Source organism: Rhizobium sp. SU303 (assembly GCF_021052345.1).
GTDB lineage: Bacteria > Pseudomonadota > Alphaproteobacteria > Rhizobiales > Rhizobiaceae > Rhizobium > Rhizobium laguerreae.
On sequence record NZ_CP088095.1, the window covers coordinates 4,746,559 to 4,773,446 of the forward strand.

A 26,888-nucleotide genomic window follows, 5' to 3' on the forward strand; every position below is an offset into this window, starting at 1 on the left:
GCCGCGCCGCCTTGCGCCGCCCTTGCCGCCGTGATTGATTCCGCAAAACTTCCGCCGGTTCCGGGTCTCGCATGTCTCTGCTCGTCTATCTCGATTATGCCGGCATTGCGCTGTTTGCCGCGACAGGCGCGCTCGCCGCCTCGCGCAAGCAACTGGACCTGATCGGTTTTTTGTTTTTTGCCATGGTGACGGGAACCGGCGGCGGCACCGTGCGCGATATCGTGCTCGGCCGCGTACCGGTCTTCTGGGTGCTAAACCCTGCCTATATCCTCGTCTGCTGCATCGTGGGCGTCATCGTTTTCTTCACCGCCCACCTGCTGGAATCGCGCTATCGCCTGCTGATCTGGCTGGATGCGATCGGCCTTGCCGCCTACTGCGTGATCGGTGCTGCCAAGGGCCTCGCCGCCACCGGTTCGCCGACCATTGCGATCGTCACCGGCACGCTGACGGCGACCTTCGGCGGCATCCTGCGCGATCTGATGGCAAACGAGCCTTCGGTGCTGTTGAGGCCGGAAATCTACGTGACCGCAGCCCTCATCGGCGCCAGCGTGTTCACGCTCGCCAATGCGCTTGGAATGCAGCTCTATCTGGCGTCTGCCTGCGGCGTCGTGGCGGCCTTTGCTGTGCGCGGTGGAGCCCTGTGGTTCGGCTGGACCTTCCCGACCTACAGGCACAAGCCCGGCCGGCATCCCGACGATGTCATGTGAAGCCTAATGCATGTCGCCCAAAAGTGCGCAGCGGTTTTGGGCGACATGCATAAAAACAAAGATCTAAAGGGCGTCGCATGAGGCCGATTCGGCGCGACGCTCTAGAGCGTCGTCAGCCCTGCTTTGCCCGCAAGCGGATCACCACGTCGACATGGGCGATCTCCATGCCCTCAGGCGGTTCCGGCAGATTGGCGATCGTCAGGTTGCTGACGGGAATGTCGAGCACCTCGTTATCGCCTTCGACGAAGAAATGGTGATGGTCGGAAACATTGGTGTCGAAATAGGTCCTGGCGCTCTCGACGGCGAGAACGCGAATGAGACCGGCTTCCGTGAACTGATGCAGCGTGTTGTAGACGGTTGCCAAGGACACCGGCACGCCGGCGGCAACCGCCTCTTCATGCAGTTCCTCGACGGTCAAATGCCGGTCGCCCTTGGCAAACAGGAGGTCGCCGAGCGCGACGCGCTGGCGGGTGGGGCGCAGGCCTGCACCGCGCAGCCTTACCTCTATTGCGATCGGGAATGCACCCGTCATCAAAACCAACTCCGGTTATTCTGGCATAAAGCAATCATGTTTCTTTAAGGGGTATAACTTTTGCATCGGAGCCTTTCAATAGTTCAATGGGGACAGGAGCCTGATAAACGCGGCAAAAACGGGCTTTTGACGCAAATAGGTCTGGTCCCAGCCCTAGCCTTCCTGTATGCGACCACCAAATAATGGCGCAAGCCAGGTCCGGGGCGATGAATGAAGCTGCCTTGCTTGTGCTTCATTTTCTGAAGAACTTGGACTACACGTTCACATCCATCGGCTTGATGCGGGGGGAAAAGAAACTTTATGACGACCAGACAGTCCAGCTTCTCGTATGAAGAACTCATCGCTTGCGCGCACGGCGAGCTGTTCGGCCCCGGCAATGCGCAGCTGCCCCTGCCGCCTATGCTGATGGTTCACCGCATCACGGATATTTCCGAAACGGGCGGCACCTTCGATAAGGGCTACCTCAGGGCGGAATACGACGTTCGCCCCGACGACTGGTATTTTCCCTGCCATTTCGAAGGCAATCCGATCATGCCGGGCTGCCTCGGTCTCGACGGCATGTGGCAGCTGACCGGTTTCTTTCTGGGTTGGCTCGGCGAAGAAGGCCGCGGCATGGCGCTTTCAACAGGCGAAGTGAAATTCAAGGGCATGGTCCGGCCACAGACGAAGCTGATCGAATATGGCATCGACTTCAAGCGTGTCATGCGTGGCCGTCTGGTCCTCGGCACCGCCGACGGCTGGCTAAAGGCGGACGGCGAGACCATATATCAGGCGGCCGATCTTCGCGTCGGTCTATCGAAAGACAAGACCGCCTGAAACCGCATTTCGAGCGGCGGACGAAAACAACAAAGGTTTGATCAGATGAGACGGGTAGTTGTCACAGGTCTGGGTGTCGTGTCCTCGATCGGAAACGACGCGGCCGAAGTCACCGAATCCTTGCGGCAGGCAAAGTCGGGTATCTCCTTTTCGAGCGATTTCGCCGAACATGGGTTCAAGTGCCAGGTCTGGGGCAGTCCGAAGCTCGGTTCGGCGGAGCTTGCCGAACTGGTCGACCGCCGCGCCATGCGTTTCCTGTCGCAGGGCGGCGCCTGGAACCATGTCGCCATGAAGCAGGCACTTGCCGATTCCGGCCTGGAAGAGAAAGACTACGCTCAGAACGAGCGTACCGGCATCATTATGGGCTCTGGCGGTCCCTCCACCCGCACCCTGATCGAAGCTGCCGAGATCACCGTGAAGAACAACAGCCCGAAGCGCATCGGCCCCTTCGCCGTGCCGAAGGCGATGTCCTCGACTGCATCGGCCACACTCGCCACCTGGTTCAAGATCCACGGCGTCAACTATTCCATCTCGTCGGCTTGCTCGACGTCGGCGCATTGCATCGGCAACGCCGCCGAGATGATCCAGTGGGGCAAGCAGGACGTGATGTTCGCCGGCGGCCATGAGGATCTCGACTGGACGATGTCCAACCTCTTCGACGCCATGGGCGCGATGTCCTCCAAATATAACGACACGCCGGACAGCGCCTCGCGCGCCTATGACGTCAACCGCGATGGTTTCGTCATCGCCGGCGGCGCCGGCGTGCTGGTGCTCGAGGAGCTGGAGCGCGCCAAGGCCCGCGGTGCCAAGATCTACGCCGAAATCGTCGGTTACGGCGCAACCTCGGACGGCTACGACATGGTCGCCCCCTCGGGCGAGGGCGCTATCCGCTGCATGCGCCAGGCGCTCGCCACCGTCAAAGGTGACGTCGACTACGTCAACACCCACGGCACGTCGACGCCGGTCGGCGACAGCAAGGAAATCGGCGCCATCCGCGAAGTGTTCGGCTCGAAGATCCCGCATATCCAGTCGACCAAGTCGCTGACCGGCCATTCGCTGGGCGCTGCCGGCGTGCAGGAATCGATCTATTCCCTGCTGATGATGCAGCAAGGCTTCATCGGCGAAAGCGCTCATATCACCGAGCTCGATCCCGAATTCGAAGGTGTCCCGATTGTGCGCAAGCGCATCGACGACGCCAAGATCGACATTGCCCTCTCTAATTCCTTCGGCTTCGGCGGCACCAACGCCACGCTCGTCTTCCAGCGCTATAACGGATAATAATAATATGACGGGAATCATGCAGGGTAAGCGCGGGCTCGTCATGGGCGTCGCCAACAACCACTCGATCGCCTGGGGAATTTCAAAAGCTCTCGCCGCACAGGGTGCGGAACTCGCCTTCACCTATCAGGGCGATGCGCTCGGCAAGCGCGTCAGGCCGCTTGCTGCCGAGGTCAACTCGGATTTCGTCCTGCCCTGCGACGTCGAGGACATCGCCTCGGTCGATGCCGTGGTCGACGCGATAAGCGAGCGCTGGGGCAAGCTCGATTTCATCGTCCATGCCATCGGCTTTTCCGACAAGAACGAGCTGAAGGGTCTCTACGCCGATACGACGCGTGAGAATTTCAGCCGCACCATGGTCATTTCCTGTTTCTCCTTCACCGAGATCGCCAAGCGCTGCGCTCCGTTGATGGAAGATGGTGGTGCGATGCTGACGCTGACCTATAATGGCTCGACGCGCGTCATCCCGAACTACAACGTCATGGGGGTTGCCAAGGCGGCGCTCGAGGCTTCAGTGCGTTATCTCGCCGCCGACTACGGCCCGCGTGGCATCCGCGTCAATGCCATTTCCGCCGGCCCGATCCGCACGCTTGCCGGCGCTGGCATCTCCGATGCGCGCGCGATCCTCTCCTGGAACCAGCGCAATGCGCCGCTGCGCAAGACCGTGACCATCGATCAGGTCGGCAGCTCGGCTCTCTACCTGCTCTCCGACCTTTCCTCAGGCGTCACCGGCGAAATCCACTTCGTCGACGCCGGCTTCAACGTCACCTCCATGCCGACGCTGGAAGCGCTGCGCAGGGCGGACGTCGAGTAAACGGCAACCCCATTTGAAACTCAAAGGCCGTGCGCAGATGATGCGCACGGCCTTTTTCTATCGGTAAGAATGATCGTATCGAGGCCTTGAGCCTATTTCTTCGCCCAGAGAACCTTGAACCGGGCGTTGCGGCAAGTTTCGCCGCTTTCCCTGAAATTCGCCGCCAGAACCGGCTCGTAAGGCAGGCCGCGATTGGCGACGAGCATCAGGCGGCCGCCACCGCGAAGGGCGGATGCGGCCGTCTTGATCATTGCCTGGCCGAGCGCCGGCTCGGCCGCGTGCCCCTCATGGAAGGGCGGGTTCATGATGACGAGATCGTATTTATCCTTGACCTGCTCACCCGCCAGATCGTGCCAGAAGAAGCGCACAGGCGCGTTCGGGCAGTTCTGAGCCAGATTATCCCTGGCAGCCTCCAGAGCCGCGTGATCGGCCTCGTAGAGGTCGAGGCGCGTCAATCCACGCGACTTCCGCGCCATCTCGACGGAGAGATAGCCCCATCCGGCACCGAAATCCGCCACGTCGCCGGTGAAATCCTCAGGCAGGCGCGAGGCGAGCAGCTCCGATCCGGCATCGATGCGGTCATGCGAGAACATGCCGGCGGTCGCATTGAAACGGCCGTCGACGCGCACCGGCGCCTTTGCCAGCTTGGAGATAATCTCGTCTGCATCCGCCGGCCGGCCGAACCAGAAGGCGACGCCGTGATATTTCGGCATATGGTCGACGGCGAGATTGAAACCTTCCATCCGCTTGCGCAGCGGCTGGATGCCGTCTTCCTTGGCGCCGGCAACGACGATCAGGCCGCCGAGCCGCGTACGGGCGATAGCGGCAGCAAGATTGGCCTCGTTCTCTCCCTTGTGCTTGGTGCAGAGCACCAGAGCCGCATCATAGTCCTCGCCGTCGATCTCCGGCTTGACGTCGATCCGCTGGGCCAACAGCTGCCGGTAGAGCGGCCGGAAGCCTTGGACGGCGCTGAGCGAGGCGGCAAAGCCTTCAGGCAGCGCAAAGCCTGCCTCGGCGCCGAGGAAGAGCACGCGCTCGCCCTCGCCGGGCGCCGCGACTGTGCCGCTGGCAAAGGGATGGAACAGGGTCTTCAGCGTCTCGCTGCTCATGGTCTGGTCTCGTCTTCTCATACAAAAAAGGGCGCGGAAGCATTCCCGCGCCCGATAGCAAATTTGGAAGGCGGCTTATTCGGCCGCTTCTTCCTTCTTCTTCTCGTTCGGGATTTCCTGGCCGGTGGTCTGGTCGACGACCTTCATCGACAGGCGAACCTTGCCGCGTTCGTCGAAACCGAGCAGCTTGACCCAGACCTTGTCGCCTTCCTTGACGACGTCCTGGGTCTTGGCAACACGCTCGGAAGCGAGCTGCGAGATGTGGACGAGGCCGTCACGGGCGCCGAAGAAGTTGACGAAGGCGCCGAAGTCGGCGGTCTTGACGACCGTGCCTTCATAGACCTGGCCGATCTCAGGTTCGGCAACGATCGAGTGGATCCACTTGCGGGCCGCTTCGATTTCCTTGCCGGAGGAGGAGGCGATCTTGACAGTGCCGTCGTCCTCGATGTTGATCTTCGCGCCGGTCTTTTCGACGATTTCGCGAATGACCTTGCCGCCGGAGCCGATGACTTCACGGATCTTGTCGACCGGAATGTTCATGACTTCGATGCGCGGAGCGAATTCGCCGAGCTGGCCGCGGCTTTCGGTGATGGCCTTGGACATTTCACCGAGGATGTGGACGCGACCGCCTTGGGCTTGGCCAAGGGCGACCTTCATGATCTCTTCGGTGATACCGGTGATCTTGATGTCCATCTGCAGCGAGGTGATGCCGTCGGCGGTACCGGCGACCTTGAAGTCCATATCGCCGAGGTGGTCTTCGTCACCGAGAATGTCGGAGAGGACAGCGAAGCGATCGCCTTCCAGGATCAGACCCATGGCGATACCGGCAACCGGCTTTGCCAGCGGAACGCCGGCGTCCATCAGAGCGAGTGAGGTACCGCAGACGGTCGCCATCGAGGACGAACCATTCGACTCGGTGATCTCGGAGACGACGCGCAGCGTGTAGGGGAACTGCTCAGGCGTTGGCAGCATCGGACGGATCGCGCGCCATGCGAGCTTGCCGTGGCCGATTTCGCGGCGACCTGGGGAGCCCATGCGGCCGGTCTCGCCAACCGAGTAGGGAGGGAAGTTGTAATGGAGCAGGAAGCGCTCCTTGTACATGCCCGTCAGGCTGTCGACATACTGCTCGTCTTCGCCGGTGCCGAGGGTGGCAACCACGATCGCCTGGGTTTCGCCGCGGGTGAACAGTGCCGAACCGTGGGTGCGCGGCAGAAGGCCGACTTCCGAAACGATCGGACGAACGGTTTCTAGATTGCGGCCGTCGATGCGGCTCTTGGTGTCGAGGATGTTCCAGCGGACGATTTTCGCCTGCAGATGCTTGAAGATCGCGCCGACTTCCTCGGCCGTGTACCGGGCTTCGCCTTCCTCGGGGAGGAAGTGTGCCTTCACCTTCGCCTTGACGGCGTCGACGGCGGCGTAGCGGTCAGCCTTCTGGGTGATCTTGTAGGCTTCGCGAAGTTCACCTTCGGCAAGGCCGAGCATCTCGGTTTCGAGAGCGGAGTAGTCTGCCGGCTGGAAGTCGCGCGGCTCCTTGGCGGCCACTTCGGCGAGCTTGATGATCGCGTCGAGAACCGGCTGGAAGCCCTTGTGGCCGAACATGACGGCGCCGAGCATGACGTCTTCGTTAAGTTCCTTGGCTTCGGATTCCACCATCAGCACGGCGTCGTAGGTGCCGGCGACGACGAGGTCGAGGCTCGATTCGTCCATCTCGTCGAGATGCGGGTTGAGAACGTATTCGCCGTTGATGTAGCCGACGCGCGCACCGCCGACGGGGCCCATGAAGGGAACGCCGGACAGCGTCAGCGCAGCCGAGGTGGCAACCATCGACAGCACGTCGGGATCGTTTTCGAGGTCATGCTGGATAACGGTAACGACAACCTGCGTGTCGTTCTTGTAGCCCTCAGGGAAGAGCGGGCGGATCGGGCGGTCGATCAGGCGGGAAACCAAGGTTTCCTTTTCGCTCGGACGGCCTTCGCGCTTGAAATAGCCGCCGGGGATCTTGCCGGCCGCATAGGTCTTTTCCTGGTAGTTGACGGTGAGCGGAAAGAAGTCCTGGCCGGCCTTCGGCGCCTTGGCCGAGACGACGGTGGCGAGAACGACGGTTTCGCCGTAGGTGGCGAGAACCGCGCCGTCGGCCTGACGGGCGATCTTGCCGGTTTCGAGTTTCAGCGGGCGGCCAGCCCACTCGATTTCCACTGTGTGTGTATCAAACATGTCTTGTCCTTCAATGCGGGAGCACGCGCCATCGCCGATATCAAGGCGCAGCGCACAGTCGACCGCAATCAATGTGACGTATCACGGGCAAGACAACGGGAGGCTTTTAATCCTCGGCTTCCCTCAGGCGTTCCTGAGAAACCGGGCCAAAGCTCATTGACAAGCCTTGGCCAAAGCATCCGGCAATCCTGCCCCATGACAGGTCAACGGTTGGTTTGGCAGAACCGGCCCATCCGGGTCTGCCGGTCTTTCCACCGCTAAAAGATAGGGCGCGGCTGGAATATTTCATCGGGAACCGTGTCCCGAAACACATCCGGCGGGCGCTCGGAAAGCACCCGCCGGACAATCTTAGCGGCGGATACCCAGGCTGGTGATCAGCTTGGAATAGCGGCCTTCATCCTTCTTCTTGAGATAATCAAGAAGCGAGCGGCGGCTCGAAACCATCGTCAGCAGGCCACGGCGGGAATGGTTATCCTTCTTGTGGTCCTTGAAGTGTTCGGTCAGGTTGTTGATGCGTTCGGTCAGGATCGCGACCTGGACTTCCGGAGAACCGGTATCGCCCTCAACGGTCGCATATTCCTTGATCAGCGCAGACTTGCGCTCAGCAGTGATCGACATCGGGTGATCCTTTCTAAGAGGAGGAAATTAAAGTCGCCAAAAGCCGGGATGTCGTCCAGCTTTGGCCGTGAATGCGAGCAGGCAACCCTGACGCTGGCGCTGCCTATAAACCAAATAAGCAGCAATGGAAAGAGGGGAGCTCCCACAGCGGTTTTCAGCGGCCCGCCATGGCGTCCCGGATCATCGCATCGTAACCCGTGGGATCCTGCAGCATGGCGAAATGGCTGGCGTCTTTCAGGATCACGAGCCTGGCGCCCGGAATGTCTTTCGCCATCATCTCCGTATGGTCGAGCTTCACCGCCTCGTCATGGTCGCCGATGGCGAGCGTGACCGGCACCGCGATCTTTCCAAGATCCGCTGCCGTCCAGGCCGGCTGGGTCGCCCACATTTCGGAGATCTGGGTGACGAAGGCGTCGTACTCGTTCGGCGTCGGCGACAGTTTCCTGTAATAGTCGCCGGCGACGTTGATGTAGTCGTTGAAGGTCTTGTTGTTCATCACGTCTGCCTTGACGCCGTCGGTCGTGACGTTGGCTGCCTGGGCAATGACGCGCGTCAGCTTTCCCGGATTTTTCATCGCCATGTCGATGCCGATGATGCCGCCATCCGACCAACCGACCAGCGTCACCTTGTCGATCTTCAGATAGTCGAGAAGCGCGACGTAATCAGACGTCATCAGGTCGTAACCGAAGGGCTGCTGGCTGCGCGTCGAGCGCCCATGTCCGCGGCTGTCGGCAACGATGACCCGATGATCCTTGGCAAAATCGGCGACCTGGTGACCCCAGACCTCGGCATTTCCAAGACCGCCATGAATGAACAGGATGGGGTCGCCTTCGCCGTATTCGGCGTAATACATCTTGATGTCGTTCACCTCGGCCATGCCGCTCGTCTTTGCCACCGGCATCGAAGGAAAGGCCGGAAGCTCGGCCCAGCGCTCGGCAGATTGAGCGCCGGCGACGGCGAGAAACATCGAAAAAAACGTCAGGATTCCGATAGCAGTTCCGCGCATGATCTTTCCCTCTGCCAGGCCCCCATGGCCCGACAGGCAAGATATCGCATCGGGACCGCCTGACAATCGCTGTCGTTGTCAGAAAGCAAGATAGGCTCAGGCGAAAACCCGCTTCGGGCGGAACTCGCCCTGGCCGATCTCGCCGATCGCGATCAGCTTGCCGCGGGCCGTCGCATAGGCTTCGCTTTCGGCAACCGGCGCATCGCGGCCACGCACCAGGATCGGGTTGCCCATCTTCAGCCGGTGCGCCTGGTCGTCGTTGATGACGAGATGGGGCAGCGAGGATAGCGCTTCGCAGGTGTCGATCAGCAGCGCGTCGAGGGCGGCCAGGCGCTCGTCCATATCCTCGATCGCTTCCAGTGCCACGAGATCTGCGAGCGGCACCATGGCCTCTTCCGCGAAAGGGGCGACAAAGGTGCGCCGCAGCCCGGACACATGGCCGTAGCAGCCGAGCTCGCGGCCGAAATCGCGCGCCAGCGCCCTGACATAGGTACCCTTGCCGCATTCCACTTCGAAATGCGCACTGTGGGCGTCCGGGCAGGCGAGCAAGGTCAGCCGGAAGATATCGACCTCGCGCGAGGGGATTTCGACGGTTTCGCCTTCGCGCGCCAAATCATAGGCGCGTTCACCTGCGATCTTGATAGCTGAAAACTGCGGCGGGACCTGGCTGATCGTGCCGATATATCCAGGCAGGATATTGCGGATCTGCTGTTCGCTCGGGCGTTTGTCCGAACTCTTGGTCACCTCGCCCTCGAGATCGTCGGTCGCGCGCTCCTCGCCCCAGCTCACCGTAAATTCATAGATCTTGCGACCGTCCATCACATAGGGAACGGTCTTCGTCGCATCGCCGAGCGCGATCGGCAGCATGCCGGAGGCGAGCGGATCGAGCGTGCCGGCATGGCCGACCTTCTGCGCCTTGTAGAGCCACTTGATCTTGGAAACGGCTTCCGTCGAGCCGAAATCTACCGGCTTGTCGAGGATCAGCCAGCCGGAAATCGGCCGGCCTTTGGGTTTGCGTGGTTTGGACATGCGTCTCTTCTGTTTATTGTTCGTCATTACCGCCGTCGAGGTCGCGGCTCACCTCGGGCGAACGCAGCAGCTCGTCGATCTTTTTGTAGTTGTCGAAGCTGGTATCGTCGCGGAAGCGCACCTCCGGCATGTATTTCATCTGCCGGAGCTGCGGCCCGAGCCGGCCGCGGATGAACCTTGCATGACGGTTCAACGCCTCGATGACAATACTGTGGTCGGAAACGCCGAGCGGCGTCACATAGGCGGTGGCGATCTTGAGATCTGGCGACATGCGCACTTCCGAGATCGAGATTACGGTCGCCTCGATGACGTCGTCACGCACTTCGCCGCGCTGCAGCACCTGGGTGATAGCGGCGCGAACCTGTTCGCCAATGCGCAGCATGCGCTGCGAAGGCGCGGAAGAAGTTGGTTTGGTCATTGTTATCTCTATTTGCCGATACGGCTGGGAATCGAACCCGTCAAAGGAGAGCGTCCATGACTCTTTTGGTCGAAAAGGTCAAGTCGGCAGATGCCCGAAAGCCATCCGCCGGCTCGCGGATGGCTTTCGGAAAAGTTCAGGCGCAGCAGTCTTAGAGCGTGCGCGTGATATGCTCGACCCGGAAGCACTCGATGACGTCGCCGGCGCGCATATCCTCGTAGTTTTCGAAGGCCATGCCGCATTCCTGACCCATCGGCACTTCGGACACTTCGTCCTTGAAGCGCTTGAGCGTCTTGAGCTTGCCTTCGTGAACGACGACGTCGTTGCGGATGAGGCGGACGCCAGCACCACGTTCGACCTTGCCTTCCACGACACGGCAGCCTGCGACCTTGCCGACCTTGGTGATGTTGAACACCTCGAGGATCTCGGCATTGCCGATGAAGGTTTCGCGCCGCTCCGGAGACAGGAGGCCCGACATCGCTGCCTTCACATCATCCACGAGGTCGTAGATGATGTTGTAGTAGCGGATTTCGATGCCTTCGCGCTCGGCGAACTGGCGTGCCTGCGTATTCGCACGAACGTTGAAGCCGATGATGGCCGCGTTCGAGGCTTCGGCGAGCGAGATATCCGACTCGGTGATGCCGCCGGCGCCCGAATGGACGATGCGGGCGCGGACTTCGTCGGTGCCGAGCTTCTCCAGCGCACCGGCAATCGCTTCGATCGAGCCCTGCACGTCACCCTTGATGACCAGCGGGAACTCCTTGATGCCGACGCTCTGGCGCTGCATCATCATCTGTTCCAGCGATCCGCGCTGTCCCGACTGGCGGGCAGCCGCCTTGTCGCGGGCCAGACGCTGACGATATTCCGAGATTTCGCGGGCGCGGCTTTCGCTTTCGACGACGGCGAACTTGTCGCCGGCCTGCGGCGTGCCGGAAAGACCGAGAACCTCGACCGGGGTTGCCGGGCCTGCTTCCTTCACATGGTCGCCCTTGTCGGTGACGAGAGCGCGCACGCGGCCCCAGACGTCGCCGGCGACGATGATTTGGCCTGGACGCAGCGTGCCCTTCTGGACGAGCACGGTCGCGACCGAACCACGGCCACGATCGAGCTGGGCTTCGATGACAGTGCCTTCCGCAGTCCGGTTCGCATTGGCCTTAAGATCGAGAATTTCCGCCTGCAGCAGGATCGCCTCAAGCAGCTTATCGAGGTTCTTGCCGGTTTTGGCCGAAACCTCGACGTCAAGCACTTCGCCGCCCATGGATTCCACGAAGACTTCGTGCTGCAGCAGCTGGTTGCGGACCTTCTGCGGATCAGCCTCGTGCTTGTCGACCTTGTTGATCGCCACGATGATCGGAACACCGGCCGCCTTGGCGTGGTTGATCGATTCGATCGTCTGCGGCATCACGCTGTCGTCGGCTGCGACGACCAGGATCGCGATGTCGGTCGCTTGCGCACCGCGGGCACGCATTGCCGTGAAGGCGGCGTGGCCGGGCGTATCGATGAAGGTGATCTTCTGACCGTTCTGCTCCACCTGATAGGCGCCGATATGCTGGGTGATGCCACCGGCTTCGCCGGAGACCACGTTGGCATGGCGGATGGCGTCGAGCAGCGAGGTCTTGCCGTGATCGACATGGCCCATGATGGTAACGACGGGCGGGCGCGAAACCAGTTCGCCATCGTCGTCGGACACGTTGAAGATGCCGAGTTCGACGTCGGATTCCGACACGCGCCTGACCGTATGGCCGAATTCGCCGGCGATGATTTCGGCAAGGTCGGCGTCGATGACGTCGCCTGGCTTCATCATCTGGCCTTCCTTCATCAGGTACTTGATGACGTCGACGGCGCGTTCGGACATGCGCTGCGACAGTTCCTGAATGGTGATGGTCTCGGGCAGAACCACCTCGCGGGAGATCTTCTCGCGGGTTTCCTGCATCTGACCGCGGCGGAACTTCTCCTGCCGGCGACGCATCGCCGAGAGCGAACGACCGCGGGCATTGTCCTCGCCGTCGACGTTGGCGGTGGTGATCGTCAACTTGCCGCGACGGCGCTCTTCATCCGTCTTCGGACGAGTCGTGACCGGCTTTGCGGGTTCCGGGCGAACGACGCGGCCACGGACCGGACCGCCGCGCGCTGCGCCACGATCGTCTTCTTCCTTTTCGTCGCGACGGCCGCGAACGGCCCCAGGGACGGCAGCGCCGGGTGCCGGACGGGCAGCAGGTGCTCCAGCCGCGTCGGGCCGGCGTACGGCCGGTGCCGACGAGGCGGGCTGCTGCGGCCGTGCCGCGTCGGTGCGTGCTTCGGCCGGAGCCGGTTCTGCGGCTGCGGGTTCAGCAACAGCGGGTGCCTCAGCCTGCCGGATAGCCTCTTCAGCGGCCCTACGGGCAGCTTCTTCCGCTTCGGCTGCCTTGCGGACAACCTCTTCGGCGGCACGGCGCTTTTCTTCCTCGGCGCGGCGGATCGCATCCTGGGCGTCACGCGCCTGGGAGTCGGCAAGCGCGCGGCGGCGGGCGTCCATCTCTTCCGGCGACAGATGGTTCAGCACCACCGGGCGCGGACGATCGTTCTGGCGCGGCGGCTGGTGAGACTGCTGCGGCGGACGCTGGTTCGTCTGGTTGTTGTTGCCCTGCTGAAGCCGCGGGGCCGGCGTCGGCTGTTGCGGACGCGCCTGCACGGGTGCGGGCGCCGGTTCGGCTGCGCGCACGGGAGCCGCCGGAGTGACGGGCGTGATCGGCTTTTCGTCTTCCGGGCGCATCGGGCGCCGCTTACGGGTCTCGACGACGACCGCCTTGGTGCGACCTCGACCCATATCCTGGCGAACGGTACCCTGGCTCATCCCCGATGGTTTCAGGGTGAGTGTCTTTTTGCCCGCTACGCTGATTGTCTTGTCGTCGTTACTATCGGTCATTCGTTCCCGTTCCTTCGGACAGGGAGCGATGACTAGATCAGACCCTGTCGTTCAATACTGTCGATCAATGAGGATGGGACCGGCCGATGCCGGTGACCGCCTCATTGTTTTTGCCGGCCAGCGCCGCCCGCTGCCCGGGACTGACCGCCAATACGGTACTGTTCGAGCATCTTTGCGCGCTTCACTACACCTTCACCCGCCTGCCCTGCAAGCACTGCGGCATGGATAAAAGCATTCTGGCCCATCAGGCCTTCCATTTCGCTCTCCGAGAAGAGACGGAAGGAAGGTATCTCCTCCTCGGTCTCCATTCCGAGGTGCCAGGCCTTGCGGGCCTGGTCGATTTTCCGGACGCCGTCGTCCGCTGCGCCAGTCGCGTGGAACACCGCAAGGGCTGCTCCGCTTCTGACCGCGGCATCCACTTTCGAGGACCCGCTCACGAACTGGCCGGCTTTCCGCGCCATGTTCATCATCTGCATCAATTGCGCCGCGAGCAGCCGATCGACACTCGCGCCGAGATCGTCCGCCGCCTTTACATCCGTCTTCAGCGCGCGGGCGAAGAGCTTCTTCGCCACCGCCCTGTCGACCAGCGACCGGTCGATCTTCACCCAGCATCCGCGTCCCGGAAGCTCGCGCTTCAGATCGGCGACAACTGTTCCATCGGGAGCGGCGACGAAGCGGATCAGCTCTTCCGGCGATCCGCTTTCGCGCGTCACGATGCACATGCGTCCGTTCACGTCATAACCTGCAAGATCGTCGTCCTCGAGAGGAGCGTCCGGTTCATGCGCGGTCATCATGCTTCTTGTTCGGCTTCGGTGACCTCTTCTTCGGTCCCCTTCGCCAGGTCCTCTTGCGTGATCCAGCCGGCCGAAAGGCGGGCCTGGACGATCATCTGTTCTGCTTCGACGCGCGAGACGTCGAACTTCGAGAACAGACCCTCGAACTTCTTCGTTTCGCCGTTCTTGCGCTCCGACCAGCCGACGAGATCGTCGGCAGCGCAGCCGGCAAAGTCCTCGATCGTCTTGATGCCGTCTTCGCCGAGCGCCACCATCATCTGGGCGGTCATGCCGTTGATCTCACGCAGTTCGTCCTGAACACCGAGCGCCTTGCGCTTCTCGTCCATCTCGGCTTCGAGACGCTCGAGGAATTCGCGGGCGCGCTGCTGGATTTCCTGCGCCGTCTCCTCGTCGAAACCGTCGATCGACGAGATTTCGTCGAGATCGACATAAGCCAGTTCTTCAACCGCGGCAAAACCCTCCGAAGCCAGAACCTGGCCGACCATCTCGTCGACATCGAGCGAATCCATGAACAGGTTGGTGCGCTCGTTGAATTCCTTCTGGCGGCGTTCCGATTCCTCGGCCTCCGTCATAATGTCGATATCCCAGCCGGTCAGCTGCGAGGCGAGGCGGACGTTCTGGCCGCGGCGGCCGATGGCAAGCGACAGCTGTTCATCGGGAACGACGACTTCGATACGCTCGGCATCCTCGTCGAGGACGACCTTGGCGACTTCGGCCGGCTGCAGGGCGTTGACGACGAAGGTCGCCGGATCCTGCGACCATGGAATGATGTCGATCTTTTCGCCCTGGAGCTCGCCGACCACGGCCTGAACGCGTGAGCCGCGCATACCGACGCAGGCGCCGACCGGATCGATCGAACTGTCGTTCGAGATCACCGCGATCTTGGCGCGCGAACCCGGATCGCGGGCGACCGACTTCACCTGGATGATGCCGTCGTAGATCTCCGGCACTTCCATGGTGAAGAGCTTCACCATGAATTGCGGATGCGTGCGCGACAGGAAGATCTGCGGGCCGCGCTGCTCGCGACGAACATCATAAACATAGGCACGGACGCGATCGCCATAGCGGACGTTTTCGCGCGGGATCATTTCGTCGCGGCGGATGATGCCTTCGCCACGGCCGAGATCGACGATGACGTTGCCGTATTCGACGCGCTTGACGGTACCGTTGACGATTTCGCCGACGCGATCCTTGAATTCGTCGAACTGGCGGTCGCGCTCGGCTTCACGCACCTTCTGCACGATCACCTGCTTGGCCGACTGTGCGGCGATGCGGCCGAAATCCATCGGCGGCAGCGGGTCGGCGATGAAATCGCCGAGTGCGGCGTCCGGGTTGCGGTCGCGGGCCAGCTCCAGCGGGATCTGCGTCGAATAATCTTCGGCCTTCTCGACGACTTCGAGCAGGCGTTGCAGGCGGATTTCGCCGGTCTTCGGATTGATGTCGGCCCGGATGTTGGACTCGGTGCCGTAACGGGAGCGTGCCGCCTTCTGGATGGCATCGGCCATTGCGGCCAGCACGATCTCGCGGTCGATGACTTTTTCGCGCGCCACTGCATCTGCGATCTGCAGAAGTTCGAGCCGGTTCGCACTAACTGCCATTGTCTTGTTTCTCCGTCTTTACTCAGGGTTCCCGTCCCTGGAGCGGTCTGTTGATCGGTTATTCTTCGTCGTCCGCTTCGTTCTGGTTGGCGGCCTGGGCTTTCGCCAGCTTGTCGGCGCGCAATGCGTCGCGGATCAGGTCGTCGGTCAGAATGAGCTTCGCATCGCTAAGCGCCGTGAAGGGAATGGTGACCTTCTGCTCTTCCCCATAGGCGATCTGGTCGCGCTCGAGCGTGAAACCATCTGTGCCTGCTTCGACGATCTTGCCGCGGAAGCGCTTGCGATTATCGATCAAGATCGACGTCTCGCATTTCACAAGGTGGCCCTGCCAGCGGACGAAATCGGATTTCCGCACCATCGGACGGTCGATGCCGGGCGAAGACACTTCCAGATGATACTCTTTATCGACCGGATCTTCCACATCGAGGACGGGAGAAATCGCCATCGAGACTTCTTCGCAATCCTGAACCGTCATCGTGCCGTCGTTGCGCTCGGCCATGACCTGCATCGTCGCACCGTTCTGGTTCATCATGCGGACGCGGATAAGGCGGAAGCCCAGGTCGACGAGAACGGGTTCGATGATATCGGCAAGACGCTGGTCGAGCCCGGTTTCGGTAATCAGCCGCGGCTCACGTTCATTGTCTGCGTTTGTCAGATCCGACAAGCGGTGCGCTCCTCGCAATTTCATGCTTTTTCGGCGATCGCGCTAATAAAAAAGAGCGGGTCCTTGCGGCCCACTCTTCATCAAGCGATCAAGAATTTGAGAGGCATATAGTCGGGTTTTTCCGAAATTGCAAGGTCTGCGACCGATTCGGCCAATTCGCTTCCGGCGACGTGATGAGGCCTATGGCCGGCGCCGGTGTTGCGCATATATTGCCGTTGGCGCGCAATAACAAAAGCGGGAGAAATCGTGGCCTACACTTCGTCGACATTGGCGCCTTTGCGGCACGATACCTACCGCACCATCTGGTTCGCGAGCCTTTCTTCGAATTTCGGCGGCCTGATCCAGGCGGTCGGCGCCGCCTGGATGATGACGACGATCACCGCTTCGGAGGACATGGTGGCGCTGGTGCAGACCTCGACGGCGCTGCCGATCATGCTGTTTTCGCTGATATCGGGTGCGCTGGCCGACAATTATGACCGCCGCCGGGTCATGCTGACGGCGCAGTGCCTGATGCTCACCGTCTCAGGCCTGCTGACGGCCTCAGCTCTGCTCGGCTGGATCACGCCCTGGCTGCTGCTCTTCTTCACCTTCCTGATCGGCTGCGGCACCGCGCTCAACAATCCCTCCTGGCAGGCCTCGGTCGGCGATATGGTGCCGCGTGCCGATCTGCCGGCCGCGGTCACGCTGAACAGCATGGGTTTCAACATCACCCGCAGCGTCGGCCCGGCGATCGGCGGCGTCATCGTCGCTGCTGCCGGCGCGGCCGCGGCCTTCGCGGTCAATACGCTGAGTTACCTCGCCTTGATCTATGCCCTGCTGCGCTGGCGGCCAGCCGCGCCCGTCTCGACCCTGCCGCGAGAGGCGCTCGGCAGCGCCATCTTTGCCGGCCTGCGTTATGTCTCGATGTCGCCCAATCTCGAAAAGGTCCTTGTCAGGGGACTGCTCTTCGGCATCGGCGCCAGTTCGATCCTGGCGCTGCTGCCGGTCGTCGCCCTCGATCTCGTTGCCGGCGGCCCGCTGACCTATGGTTTCATGCTCGGCGCCTTCGGCGTCGGCGCGATTGGCGGCGCGGTGCTGAATGCCAGGCTCCGCCAGGTGCTTTCCAGCGAGATGATCATCCGCCTCTCCTTTGCCGGCTTCGCATTGAGCGCGGTCATTGCAGCCGTGAGCCCGAGCGCTGTCTTGACCTCCGCCGGGCTGCTCGTTTCCGGCGCCTGCTGGGTCTCTGCCCTATCGCTGTTCAACACCATCGTCCAGCTTTCGACGCCGCGCTGGGTAGTCGGCCGGGCGCTGTCGCTTTATCAGACCGTCACCTTCGGCGGCATCGCCGGCGGTAGTTGGCTGTGGGGCGTTGCCGCCGATCGCTATGGCGTTGCCGATGCGCTGCTGATGTCATCCGTCGTCATGCTGCTCGGCATCGCGATCGGCCTGCGTTTTTCGATGCCGGCCTTCGCCTCGCTCAACCTCGATCCGCTGAACCGCTTCACAGCACCGGCGCTCAGCCTCGACATCACGCCGCGCAGCGGCCCGATCGTCATCCAGGTCGACTATGAGATTGCCGACGACGACCTTGCGGAATTCATGGCGCTGATGGGCGAGCGCCGCCGCATTCGCATCCGCGACGGCGCCCGCAATTGGGCGCTGATGCGCGATCTTGAAAATCCGGGGCTGTGGACGGAGACCTATCATACGCCGACATGGGTCGAATATATAAGACACAACCAGCGGCGCACGCAGGCCGATGCCGAAAATATCGACAGGCTGCGCGCGCTCCATCGCGGCGAAGGCCCGCCTCATGTTCACCGCATGATCGAGCGCCAGGCCATTGCGCCAGGTGACGATGTCTTTCACAAAGCGCCGATCGATCTGCATCATTGAGAACAATCAATGCATAATTTCAGGCTCGCCCGCCTATCCGATCTTGCCGCCATCGTCCGGCTTCTTGGCGATGACGATCTCGGCGGCGCCAGAGAAATCGTCTCTGATCCCGTCGATGCGCGTTATCTCTCGGCCTTCGCCGCGATCGAGGCGGATGCCAACCAGTTGTTGGCTGTCGCGACCGATGCGGCCGACCAGGTCGTGGGCAGTCTGCAACTGAGCTTTCTTCCCGGCCTCTCGAGGACGGGCATGTGGCGCGGCCAGATCGAAAGCGTGCGTGTGGCAAGGAACCTTCGCGGCTCGGGCCTCGGCGCGCAATTCATCGAATGGGCGATTGCTCAGTGCGCCGAGCGCGGCTGCGGCTTGGTGCAGCTGACATCGGACAAGGCGCGAGGGGATGCGATCCGCTTCTATGAGAGGCTCGGTTTCGTTGCCAGCCATGAAGGTTTGAAGCGCACTCTATAAAGCCGATTACTTCAGCTTGCCCTTCATCGTCGCCTCGGGAAAACATGTCGGCTTCATGCCGTTCTTTGCCTGCCACTGGCCGATCGAACGCCGGGTCTTGTAGCCCGGCAGACCGTCGGAGCCGCCGACATCATAACCCTGCCGTTCCAGCGCCTTCTGCATGGCGGCGACGTCCGAGCGCAGCATCTTGCCGACATCGCCCCATCTGCCCTCAAAGGCGCCGCCATTATAGGCGATCCGGTCGGCGAGGTTGCCGATATAGAGCGCGTAGAGGTCGGAATTATTGTATTCCTTGATGATGTAGAAATTCGGCGTGACGATGAATTCCGGTCCGTCGCGGCCGGCCGGAACCAGCATCATGCCCTCAGCCTTCATTTCACCGGAGGGAAAGCCCTTGCCGGAGATGCGGTCGATACCGAGCGAGGCCCAGTGCGACAGCGGCTTTGCCAGATCGGGTCCCTCCTGCGCGCAGGAGACCGACTCCGGTATCGACACCTCGAAGCCCCAGTCGCGGTTGCGCTGCCAGCCTTTCTTGACCAGGTAATTGGCGATCGAGGCGAGCGTATCGGGAACCGAGGTCCAGATATTGCGGTGACCGTCGCCATCGAAGTCCACCGCATATTTCAGATAGCTGGTCGGCATGAACTGCGGCTGGCCGAGCGCGCCCGCCCAAGAACCCTTGAACTCGGCAGGTGTGACGTCGCCGCCGTCGAGAATATGGAGTGCGGCCACCAGCTCGGTGCGGAACATCGCCTTGCGCGTCGACATGAAGGCCTTGGTTGCCAGGACCTCGATCGCCGAATTCGGGATCTTCGCCGCGCCGAAGCCCGTCTCACGGCCCCAGATGGCCAGCACGATCGAGCCCGGCACGCCATAGGTCTTTTCGATCCGCGTCAGCGTCGAGCCATATTGGGCGGCAAAGCCGCGTCCCGTTGCGGCAAGCTTCTTCAGATGGTCCTCGTTGAAATAGGGAGCGGGCGAGGAAAATTCGGCCTGCGTCTGCTTCTGCTCCTTCGGTGGCGGGAAACCGGGCGGGGCGAGATCGGGCAGGTTCCAGTTCAGCGTGATGCCGGAGAAAGCGGCTTGAAAGACCTTCTCCGAAATGCCGTTCGCCTTCGCCTCCGGCCAGAGGTCGGCCTGCACCCATTTTTCGAACTGCACCTCGACATCGGCTTTTGAAGGGGCCGCGTAACAGGAGAGGGGCAGGAGAGCTGCCGTTAAAGCGAGTGCGAATATCCCCGTGCTCTTCGGCATAGCCAAACCCCTCATATTACAGTCCGCGCTCGAAGCGCGGCCGCAAGCGTGCCCTCGTCGAGATAGTCGAGCTCGCCGCCGACGGGCACGCCATGCGCCAGCCGCGTGATCTTCACGTCGAGCCCCTGCAACTGATCGGTGATGTAGTGCGCCGTCGTTTGTCCCTCGACCGTGGCATTGACCGCGATGATCAGTTCCCGGATGCCGCCTTCGCCGACCCGGTCGATCAGGCCGCGAATGTTGAGATCGTCAGGACCGACCCCGTCGAGCGGCGACAGGGTGCCGCCGAGCACGTGATAGGCGGCGTTCATCGCGCCTGCCCGTTCCAGCGCCCAGAGATCCGATACGTCCTCGACGACAATGATGACGGATTGATCGCGCTGTGTGTCGGTGCAGACAATGCAGGGATCGACCGTATCGACATTGCCGCAGCGCGAGCAGATCTTCACCTTGTCATAGGCCTCGCCCATTGCATTCGACAGCGGGCCTAGCAGCTGGTCCTTCTTCTTGATCAGATGCAGTGCCGCCCGGCGCGCCGACCGCGGCCCGAGGCCCGGCACCTTCGCCAGAAGCTGGATGAGTTTTTCAATTTCGGGTCCGGTGACTCGTTTTGCCATGCGCCGTTCTTAACTGATATGGAACGAAAACGGAATCGCGGAAGGATCGGCCATCCCATGAAAATCCTGGCCTTGTGCACCGGCAATCCGGAAAGACTGCCGGGCAAGAGCTACAAGACCGGCATCTTCAAACATGCGGTCAACGGCGCGGTGATGATCGATGCCGAAGGCCTTGTCGGCGATGCGATCTGCAACCGCAAACACCATGGCGGCGTCGACCAGGCGGTCTATGTCGAGGGATCGCTGACGCTCGACTGGTGGAGCAGCGAGCTCGGCAGGCCTTATGAGGCCGGTACTTTCGGGGAGAACATGGTGATATCAGATCTGGACAATCGCGACGTCGCCGTCGGTGACCGCTTCGCCGCTGGCGATCTCATCCTCGAGGTCACGGCATGCCGTATGCCCTGCGCCACCTTCGCCGCCAGGATGGCCGATCCGAAATTCGTCAAGCGTTACACCGCCGCCGCCCGTCCCGGCATCTATTGCCGCGTCATCCGGGGCGGCGTGGTCGAGCCCGGGATGCCGATGGAATACACGTCTTTTTCGGGAGATAAGATTACGATGCCCGAGCTAATGGAGACCTTCGGCCGAAGGCTTCAGGGCAGAGATCGGGCGCGATATCTCGCGGCCCCAATTCACTACAAGCTTCGGGCCATGCTGGAACCCCAAGCCGACGAAGCGCACTAGATCACACTTTGATATGTGGGCCGCCTCAGAACGGCAGCTTGAAGCCCGGCGGAATCGGCAGGCCGGCGGTCAGCGCCTTGGTCTTCTCGGCGGCGAGCGCCTCGGCCTTGTCCTTGGCGTCCTTATGAGCGGCGACGATCAGGTCCTCGAGGATCTCGACATCGTCTTCTTTGAACAGCGACGGGTCGATCTTAAGGCTCTTCAGCTCGCCCTTGCCTGATATGACGACGGCGACGAGACCGCCCCCCGCCTTGCCTTCGGCCGTGAGCTCGGCGATCTCCGCCTGCATCTGCTCCATCTTGGCCTGCATTTCCTTGACTTTGCCCATCATGCCCATGATGTCGCGCATCGTCTCGCTCCTTCTTGAAACCTCAGAATTCTATATCGTCGCCCGGCAGGATGTCACCTTCCTCGGATTCGGCGGCGGCTGGCGGCGTCGCCTCGCCTTCCTCCTCCGGTTCGGGCGCTCGTACGCGCACGTCGATGATCTTGGCACCCGGAAAATGTGCAAGGATTGCCGCCACGTCAGGGTCCTGGCGCGCGTCGATCACATGCTGTTCCCGCGTCCTGGCCTCCGCTTCCACCAGCGCCGGCTGGCCCTCGTCGCGGCTGAGGCTGACGATCCAATGGATGCCGGTCCATTCCTTCAGCTTGACGGCAAGCTCGTTGAGCAGCGTCGTCGGCGCACCGGGAGCCAGGCTGACGTCGAGCCGGCCGGCTTCGATCCGGACCGGGCGCAGGAAGGTGCGCACCATCGCCTTCAGCTTCGGATCGCGTTTCTCGGTGGCGAGGTTGACAATATCATTGACCGAATTGACCGGGACGAGCGGCTTTAATGCTTCCGCCGGTTTTGGCTCGATCCGCCCGACAGGCATGGTCTCCGGCTGGCTGCTCGGCACGGCACGCAGCATCGCCACCGGCGCGGAAGACGGCGGCTGGCTCGGCGCGGTTTCGGCTGCACGCGCCGCGACACTGCTTTGATAAGGAACCCGTGTACCGTTGCCGCCGCCATTGCCGGACGGCGGAGAAGAGGGCCGTTGACCAGCATTGTCGCCGGAAAACTCGGCAAGCCGCCGCGCCGCATCCTCGGGCGCCGGCAAATGCGCGGCATGTGCAAGCCGGATCAGCACCATCTCGGCCGCCCCTGCCGTCCGCGATGAGCCTTCCGTTTCCGGAATGCCCTTGAGCAGCATCTGCCAGATGCGCGACAGCGTCGTCACTGCAACGCTCTTCCCAAATTCCGCCGCCTTGGTGCGCTCGACCTCGCTGAGCGAAGGATCGTTTGCCGCATCCGGCACATATTTCAGCCGCGTCACCAGATGGGTGAAATCGGCAAGATCGGTCAGCACCACCACCGGATTGGCGCCGGCTTCGTACTGGTTCTGGAACTCGCCGAGGGCGGCGGCCACATCACCTTTGACGATATGCTGGAAGAGATCGACGATCCGGGCGCGATCGGCAAGGCCGAGCATGCCGCGCACGGCTTCCGCCTGCACGACGCCCGCGCCATGAGCGATCGCCTGATCGAGCAGCGACAGGCCGTCGCGCGCCGAGCCTTCGGCAGCACGCGCGATCATCGCCAGCGCGTCGGCTTCCGCCTCGATGCCTTCCTTGGCCGCGATCGTCGTGAACAGCCCGACGAGATCGGAGGCGCTGATGCGGCGCAGGTCGAAGCGCTGGCAGCGCGACAGCACGGTGATCGGCACCTTGCGGATCTCGGTGGTGGCGAAGATGAACTTCACATGCTCCGGCGGCTCTTCCAGCGTCTTCAGCAGGCCGTTGAAGGCCTGCGTCGACAGCATGTGCACTTCGTCGATGATATAGACCTTGTAGCGCGCCGAAACCGGCCGGTAACGCACCTGCTCAATGATCTCGCGGATATCGTCGATACCGGTATGGGAGGCGGCATCCATCTCGATCACGTCGACATGCCGGCCTTCCATGATCGCCTGGCAGTGCTCGCCGGGCGTGCGGAGGTCGATCGTCGGCTTGTCGATTTCCGATGTCTTGTAGTTCAGCGCCCGCGCCAGGATGCGCGCCGTCGTCGTCTTGCCGACGCCGCGCACGCCGGTCAGCATGTAGGCTTGGGCGATGCGGCCGGTCTCGAAAGCGTTGGTGAGGGTGCGGACCATCGGCTCCTGGCCGACCATCAGGTCCGTGAAATCCTTGGGGCGGTATTTGCGAGCCAGCACTCGGTATCCGGTGCCCGTCGAGGCGGCATCTTTTGATTGTCGCTCGGTGTCGCTCATCGCCCTGCTTGTCGCCCGGACTGTCGGGCACTTCGTGGAGAGAAGGTGGGAGGCTGGCACGATGACCCGTGCCGGGCTCGTTAGGGCTGCTTCCTTCCGGACCTGACCCGGTTGGCGAGTGGCTCGTCCACCACCAACCTCCCGGATGCACATATCGGCAATATCGTCATCAAAAGCAAGCCAACATGCGAAAAAACTGCTAGTCGTAGGAAAAGACAGGAGGAATGCCCTTTGAACGGTTTCGTGCTCGACCCCAGGCTCGAAAATGACAGCATCAGCATCATGGTCACCGGCCTCTGCGATCTGAGATTGTCGAAGGACGCCCGCTGGCCCTGGCTCATTCTCGTGCCGCGCCGGGCTGATATCACCGAAATCTTCGAACTGACGCCGCTCGACCAGGTGCTGCTTGCTTTCGAGACGGAACTGGTCGCCAAGGCGCTGAAGAAGATCACCGGCGCGACAAAAATCAATGTCGGGGCTCTTGGCAACATCGTCCGCCAGCTTCATGTTCATGTCATTGCCCGCTTCGAAGGCGATGCCAACTGGCCGGGTCCCGTCTGGGGCTTCGGGCGCGCGGAGCCCTACGAAGACGGAAAGAGAGACGAATTTACAGCGAAGCTGCGGGAAGCCCTGTCATCATGAGTCATTCGCTTTTCGATTCGGATGCGCCGCATCCGGAACCCAGCAATCTCACGGCCTTTGCCGCCAACGATCTCAACCGCGATTCCGAGCATCGCGACGAACAATCCGTCGAAAAGGCGCTGGCCAAGGAAGGCACCCATATCTTCGCCTTCACTAGGGATAAGCTGGTGCTGAAGCATGACGGCCAGGTGCTCGACCCGCTCTTTGCCCGCTACGAGCTGCAGGAATTGCAGCCGGATTGGGACGAGACCGTGCTTCTCGGTTACCGCAAGAGCGGCGAGCCGCGCCTTGCCGTTCCCGTCGGCATCGACGTCGACGACCTCACCAGCCACTATAAGCCTGCCGACGGTCGCACGCTGTTTCGCGAAATGCTGATCGACGAAGTGTTGCTCGGCGAATTCGCCCAGGCCGCGAGCCTCATCCGCTGGAATGGCGACAATCGCTTCTGCGGCCGCTGCGGCTCGGCGATGGAGATCCACATCGGCGGCTACAAGCGTGTCTGCGCCGCCTGCGAACACGTGATCTTCCCCCGCACCGACCCCGTCGTCATCATGCTGACGGTCGACGAGCAGCGCGACCTCTGCCTGCTCGGCCGCAGCCCGCATTTCGCGCCGGGCATGTATTCCTGTCTCGCCGGCTTCCTCGAACCCGGCGAGACGATCGAGAACGCCGTGCGACGCGAAACGCTGGAGGAATCGGGCATCCGCACCGGCCGCATCCGCTATCACGCCTCGCAGCCCTGGCCGATGCCGCATTCACTGATGATCGGCTGTTACGCCGAGGCGAAATCCACCGAAATCAGCCGCGACGAGACCGAGCTGGAGGATTGCCGCTGGTTCACCCGCGAGGAAACGATCGAGATGCTGGAACGCCCGAGCGCGACAGGCAAGGCCTCTCCGCCGAAAGGGGCGATCGCCCACCGCCTGATGCGCGACTGGGTGGAGTGGAAGCGCTAGCGTCATGCCCATCGCCCGCTCGGAACGGCTGCTGACGCTGCTCCAGACGCTCCGGCGTTACCGGCGGCCGGTGACCGGCACGGTGCTGGCACAAGAGACCGGGGTGAGCTTGCGGACCCTCTATCGCGATATTGCCAGCCTGCAGGCCCAGGGCGCGATGATCGAAGGCGAAGCCGGCATCGGCTACGTGCTGAAGCCGGGCTTCATGCTGCCGCCGATGATGTTTTCCGAGGAGGAGCTGGAGGCATTGGTGCTCGGCTCGCGCTGGGTGGCCCGGGCCGCCGAGCCGCGCCTTGCCGGCGCCGGCGCCGATGCACTGGCCAAGATTGCCGCCGTGCTGCCGGCCGATATGCGCGAGATGATCGATTCGGCAGCGCTTTTCGTCGGTCCCAAACGCAGGGACGAGGACAAGGCTGACGTTTCGGCCATCCGCAGGGCGATCCGCCTGGAGCGTATCCTCGAACTGCATTATGGCGACGAGCAGGGCCGTATCTCGCGCCGCCGCGTCTGGCCTTTCGGGCTCGGCTATTACGAGCATGTGCGCGTCCTCATGGCCTGGTGCGAACTGCGCCAGGATTTTCGCCATTTCCGCACCGATCGCATCATCGATATGGCCTTGCACGAAGTGCGCTATCCGCGCCGCCGCACAGTGCTCCTCAAGGAATGGCGCGAGACGCAGGACGTGCAGATGGAGAACTGAACGCTGCTGCCATAAACTGTCAGCAGATGGAGTTATTATCAGTACACTTCACCAGGAAGGAGTACTGATCATGGTAACGCCTCCAGCCATTCATTTCACCAACGACCGTTTTGCGGCCGAGTCCTTTGCCGATGTCATTTCGGCCGAGACTTTTGCCGATGTCCACCAGTCAGCGCGCTCCGGCCTGCTGCACCTGGTCATGAACATTTTCCGATTTCGCAGAGGAGACCGCACCGGCCTCGACCTTGAAGCGACACCGGATTACCGGAAGCGCGACCTCGGCTTCATCGACGGACGCGACCCGCGCCGCGAGGACCGCTTTCCGCTCTAAAGCATATCGCACAAAAGTGTGCAGCGGTTTTGCGACAACGACATGCGCGACCACTTTAGGCCGCCCATCCTTATCAACATTCTGCCCGACGAGAACGGGGCGTTGCGATCGCAACGCCCTCGGTAGTCTGCTGCCATTCATTGTCAGCAGACGAGATCTCTCGCGGCGCAATTCGTAAACAACGGGAGAACCGAAATGACCAGCCCCAATCTCATCATTCTTTACGTCAAGGACCCGGCTGAAAGCGCCAGCTTCTACCGGAATCTGCTGAACCGCGAACCGGCGGTAGAAGCGCCGAATTTCGTCGCTTTTCCGCTTGAGGGCGGCTTCACGCTCGGCCTCTGGCGGCGCAGCAAGGTCGAGCCGCAGCCCTCCGCCATCGGCAACCGCGGCGAAGTGGCCTTCATGGTCGAAGGAGAAAATGCCGTCGCCAAACATTATGAAGACTGGCGCCAGCGCGGCCTGCCGATCGCCCAGGAACTGACCGAACTGGATTTCGGCCCGACCTTCGTCGTGCTCGATCCGGATGGGCATCGGCTGCGTGTCTGTGAGCCGGATAAATAATTCAGGCGACTTGCGGGGCTTGCCTTTGGAGCATGATGCCGAA

Annotated in this window: 27 protein-coding genes and 1 other RNA gene; 12 read left to right on the forward strand and 16 right to left on the reverse strand. The window is 62.0% G+C overall.

The window, feature by feature from the left end; translation table 11 throughout:
* Positions 1 to 71 precede the first annotated feature (71 nt).
* Positions 72 to 707, forward strand: coding sequence for a trimeric intracellular cation channel family protein (locus tag RlegSU303_RS23225; protein WP_017962724.1), 636 nt, complete (start codon positions 72 to 74; stop codon positions 705 to 707).
* 112 nt (positions 708 to 819) lie between these two features.
* On the opposite strand, the gene irrA is transcribed toward RlegSU303_RS23225, so the two are convergent.
* The gene (gene irrA / locus RlegSU303_RS23230; protein WP_131719770.1) at positions 820 to 1,239 is read right to left on the reverse strand and encodes an iron response transcriptional regulator IrrA; all 420 of its coding nucleotides are present in this window, start codon (positions 1,237 to 1,239) and stop codon (positions 820 to 822) included.
* A 300-nt stretch (positions 1,240 to 1,539) separates the two neighbouring features.
* Here irrA and fabA point away from each other — a divergent pair, with 300 nt between their 5' ends.
* From fabA to fabI, 3 genes are read left to right on the forward strand one after another with little or no spacing between them, the layout of a single operon-like run.
* A complete protein-coding gene (fabA, locus tag RlegSU303_RS23235; protein ID WP_017962726.1) occupies positions 1,540 to 2,055 on the forward strand; it encodes a 3-hydroxyacyl-[acyl-carrier-protein] dehydratase FabA in 516 nt (171 codons plus the stop codon).
* Between the two features lie 45 nt (positions 2,056 to 2,100).
* The gene (gene fabB / locus RlegSU303_RS23240; RefSeq protein WP_017962727.1) at positions 2,101 to 3,333 is read left to right on the forward strand and encodes a beta-ketoacyl-ACP synthase I; all 1,233 of its coding nucleotides are present in this window, start codon (positions 2,101 to 2,103) and stop codon (positions 3,331 to 3,333) included.
* A 7-nt stretch (positions 3,334 to 3,340) separates the two neighbouring features.
* Positions 3,341 to 4,147 carry an enoyl-ACP reductase FabI gene (gene fabI / locus RlegSU303_RS23245; RefSeq protein ID WP_131719769.1) on the forward strand — a complete coding sequence of 269 codons (807 nt, stop codon included), beginning with the start codon at positions 3,341 to 3,343 and terminating at the stop codon, positions 4,145 to 4,147.
* A 92-nt stretch (positions 4,148 to 4,239) separates the two neighbouring features.
* On the opposite strand, the gene RlegSU303_RS23250 is transcribed toward fabI, so the two are convergent.
* The 10 genes from RlegSU303_RS23250 to rimP form a co-directional block, all read right to left on the reverse strand.
* Complete coding sequence (locus RlegSU303_RS23250; RefSeq protein WP_094087011.1) at positions 4,240 to 5,256, reverse strand: class I SAM-dependent methyltransferase; 1,017 nt, start codon at positions 5,254 to 5,256, stop codon at positions 4,240 to 4,242.
* Positions 5,257 to 5,331: 75 nt separating this feature from the next.
* The gene (gene pnp, locus RlegSU303_RS23255) at positions 5,332 to 7,470 is read right to left on the reverse strand and encodes a polyribonucleotide nucleotidyltransferase (RefSeq protein ID WP_017962730.1); all 2,139 of its coding nucleotides are present in this window, start codon (positions 7,468 to 7,470) and stop codon (positions 5,332 to 5,334) included.
* Between the two features lie 348 nt (positions 7,471 to 7,818).
* A complete protein-coding gene (gene rpsO, locus RlegSU303_RS23260; RefSeq protein WP_003544317.1) occupies positions 7,819 to 8,088 on the reverse strand; it encodes a 30S ribosomal protein S15 in 270 nt (89 codons plus the stop codon).
* Positions 8,089 to 8,242: 154 nt separating this feature from the next.
* Entirely contained in the window at positions 8,243 to 9,094 is an 852-nt protein-coding gene (locus RlegSU303_RS23265; RefSeq protein ID WP_131719768.1) for an alpha/beta fold hydrolase, read from the reverse strand.
* A 96-nt stretch (positions 9,095 to 9,190) separates the two neighbouring features.
* Entirely contained in the window at positions 9,191 to 10,123 is a 933-nt protein-coding gene (gene truB / locus RlegSU303_RS23270) for a tRNA pseudouridine(55) synthase TruB (RefSeq protein ID WP_017962732.1), read from the reverse strand.
* A 13-nt stretch (positions 10,124 to 10,136) separates the two neighbouring features.
* Entirely contained in the window at positions 10,137 to 10,541 is a 405-nt protein-coding gene (rbfA, locus tag RlegSU303_RS23275; protein ID WP_131719767.1) for a 30S ribosome-binding factor RbfA, read from the reverse strand.
* A 151-nt stretch (positions 10,542 to 10,692) separates the two neighbouring features.
* On the reverse strand, positions 10,693 to 13,446 hold the full coding sequence (gene infB / locus RlegSU303_RS23280) for a translation initiation factor IF-2 (RefSeq protein WP_131719766.1): 2,754 nt from the start codon (positions 13,444 to 13,446) through the stop codon (positions 10,693 to 10,695).
* A gap of 101 nt (positions 13,447 to 13,547) precedes the next feature.
* Complete coding sequence (locus RlegSU303_RS23285; protein WP_017989926.1) at positions 13,548 to 14,240, reverse strand: RNA-binding protein; 693 nt, start codon at positions 14,238 to 14,240, stop codon at positions 13,548 to 13,550.
* On the reverse strand, positions 14,237 to 15,838 hold the full coding sequence (gene nusA / locus RlegSU303_RS23290) for a transcription termination factor NusA (RefSeq protein ID WP_003555785.1): 1,602 nt from the start codon (positions 15,836 to 15,838) through the stop codon (positions 14,237 to 14,239). The genes RlegSU303_RS23285 and nusA overlap by 4 nt, the downstream gene beginning before the upstream one ends.
* Before the next feature lie 58 nt (positions 15,839 to 15,896).
* Positions 15,897 to 16,502 (reverse strand): ribosome maturation factor RimP, encoded by a 606-nt coding sequence (gene rimP, locus RlegSU303_RS23295; protein WP_003544329.1) that lies wholly within the window; start codon positions 16,500 to 16,502, stop codon positions 15,897 to 15,899.
* Positions 16,503 to 16,700: 198 nt separating this feature from the next.
* On the opposite strand from rimP, the gene RlegSU303_RS23300 reads away from it, so the two are divergent.
* Both RlegSU303_RS23300 and RlegSU303_RS23305 read left to right on the forward strand, forming a co-directional pair.
* A complete protein-coding gene (locus RlegSU303_RS23300; protein ID WP_205928074.1) occupies positions 16,701 to 18,380 on the forward strand; it encodes an MFS transporter in 1,680 nt (559 codons plus the stop codon).
* 9 nt (positions 18,381 to 18,389) lie between these two features.
* Positions 18,390 to 18,845: a GNAT family N-acetyltransferase gene (locus RlegSU303_RS23305; RefSeq protein ID WP_131621025.1), complete on the forward strand. Its 456-nt coding sequence runs from the start codon at positions 18,390 to 18,392 to the stop codon at positions 18,843 to 18,845.
* A gap of 6 nt (positions 18,846 to 18,851) precedes the next feature.
* On the opposite strand, the gene RlegSU303_RS23310 is transcribed toward RlegSU303_RS23305, so the two are convergent.
* Positions 18,852 to 20,099: a lytic murein transglycosylase gene (locus tag RlegSU303_RS23310; RefSeq protein WP_131719764.1), complete on the reverse strand. Its 1,248-nt coding sequence runs from the start codon at positions 20,097 to 20,099 to the stop codon at positions 18,852 to 18,854.
* Between the two features lie 11 nt (positions 20,100 to 20,110).
* Entirely contained in the window at positions 20,111 to 20,716 is a 606-nt protein-coding gene (gene recR, locus RlegSU303_RS23315) for a recombination mediator RecR (RefSeq protein WP_003555792.1), read from the reverse strand.
* A gap of 57 nt (positions 20,717 to 20,773) precedes the next feature.
* On the opposite strand from recR, the gene RlegSU303_RS23320 reads away from it, so the two are divergent.
* Positions 20,774 to 21,403: an MOSC domain-containing protein gene (locus tag RlegSU303_RS23320; protein WP_094087007.1), complete on the forward strand. Its 630-nt coding sequence runs from the start codon at positions 20,774 to 20,776 to the stop codon at positions 21,401 to 21,403.
* Between the two features lie 25 nt (positions 21,404 to 21,428).
* Here the strand turns inward: RlegSU303_RS23320 and RlegSU303_RS23325 are convergent, their stop codons facing one another.
* From RlegSU303_RS23325 to ffs, 3 genes are all read right to left on the reverse strand, one after another.
* Positions 21,429 to 21,752, reverse strand: a complete 324-nt coding sequence (locus tag RlegSU303_RS23325) for a YbaB/EbfC family nucleoid-associated protein (RefSeq protein WP_003555794.1) — start codon at positions 21,750 to 21,752, stop codon at positions 21,429 to 21,431.
* A 22-nt stretch (positions 21,753 to 21,774) separates the two neighbouring features.
* Positions 21,775 to 23,652, reverse strand: coding sequence for a DNA polymerase III subunit gamma/tau (locus RlegSU303_RS23330; protein WP_131621029.1), 1,878 nt, complete (start codon positions 23,650 to 23,652; stop codon positions 21,775 to 21,777).
* A gap of 45 nt (positions 23,653 to 23,697) precedes the next feature.
* An RNA gene (gene ffs / locus RlegSU303_RS23335) (signal recognition particle sRNA small type) lies at positions 23,698 to 23,794 on the reverse strand.
* A gap of 89 nt (positions 23,795 to 23,883) precedes the next feature.
* Here ffs and RlegSU303_RS23340 point away from each other — a divergent pair.
* The 5 genes from RlegSU303_RS23340 to RlegSU303_RS23360 all read left to right on the forward strand — a co-directional run bounded on the left by RlegSU303_RS23340 (position 23,884) and on the right by RlegSU303_RS23360 (position 26,845).
* The gene (locus RlegSU303_RS23340; RefSeq protein WP_025396639.1) at positions 23,884 to 24,294 is read left to right on the forward strand and encodes an HIT domain-containing protein; all 411 of its coding nucleotides are present in this window, start codon (positions 23,884 to 23,886) and stop codon (positions 24,292 to 24,294) included.
* On the forward strand, positions 24,291 to 25,250 hold the full coding sequence (gene nudC / locus RlegSU303_RS23345; RefSeq protein WP_025396640.1) for an NAD(+) diphosphatase: 960 nt from the start codon (positions 24,291 to 24,293) through the stop codon (positions 25,248 to 25,250). The genes RlegSU303_RS23340 and nudC overlap by 4 nt, the downstream gene beginning before the upstream one ends.
* Positions 25,251 to 25,254: 4 nt before the next feature.
* Positions 25,255 to 25,950, forward strand: a complete 696-nt coding sequence (locus tag RlegSU303_RS23350; protein WP_017962743.1) for a helix-turn-helix transcriptional regulator — start codon at positions 25,255 to 25,257, stop codon at positions 25,948 to 25,950.
* A 70-nt stretch (positions 25,951 to 26,020) separates the two neighbouring features.
* Positions 26,021 to 26,281, forward strand: a complete 261-nt coding sequence (locus RlegSU303_RS23355; RefSeq protein WP_027669106.1) for a hypothetical protein — start codon at positions 26,021 to 26,023, stop codon at positions 26,279 to 26,281.
* A gap of 195 nt (positions 26,282 to 26,476) precedes the next feature.
* On the forward strand, positions 26,477 to 26,845 hold the full coding sequence (locus RlegSU303_RS23360; protein ID WP_072640071.1) for a VOC family protein: 369 nt from the start codon (positions 26,477 to 26,479) through the stop codon (positions 26,843 to 26,845).
* Positions 26,846 to 26,888: the final 43 nt, after the last annotated feature.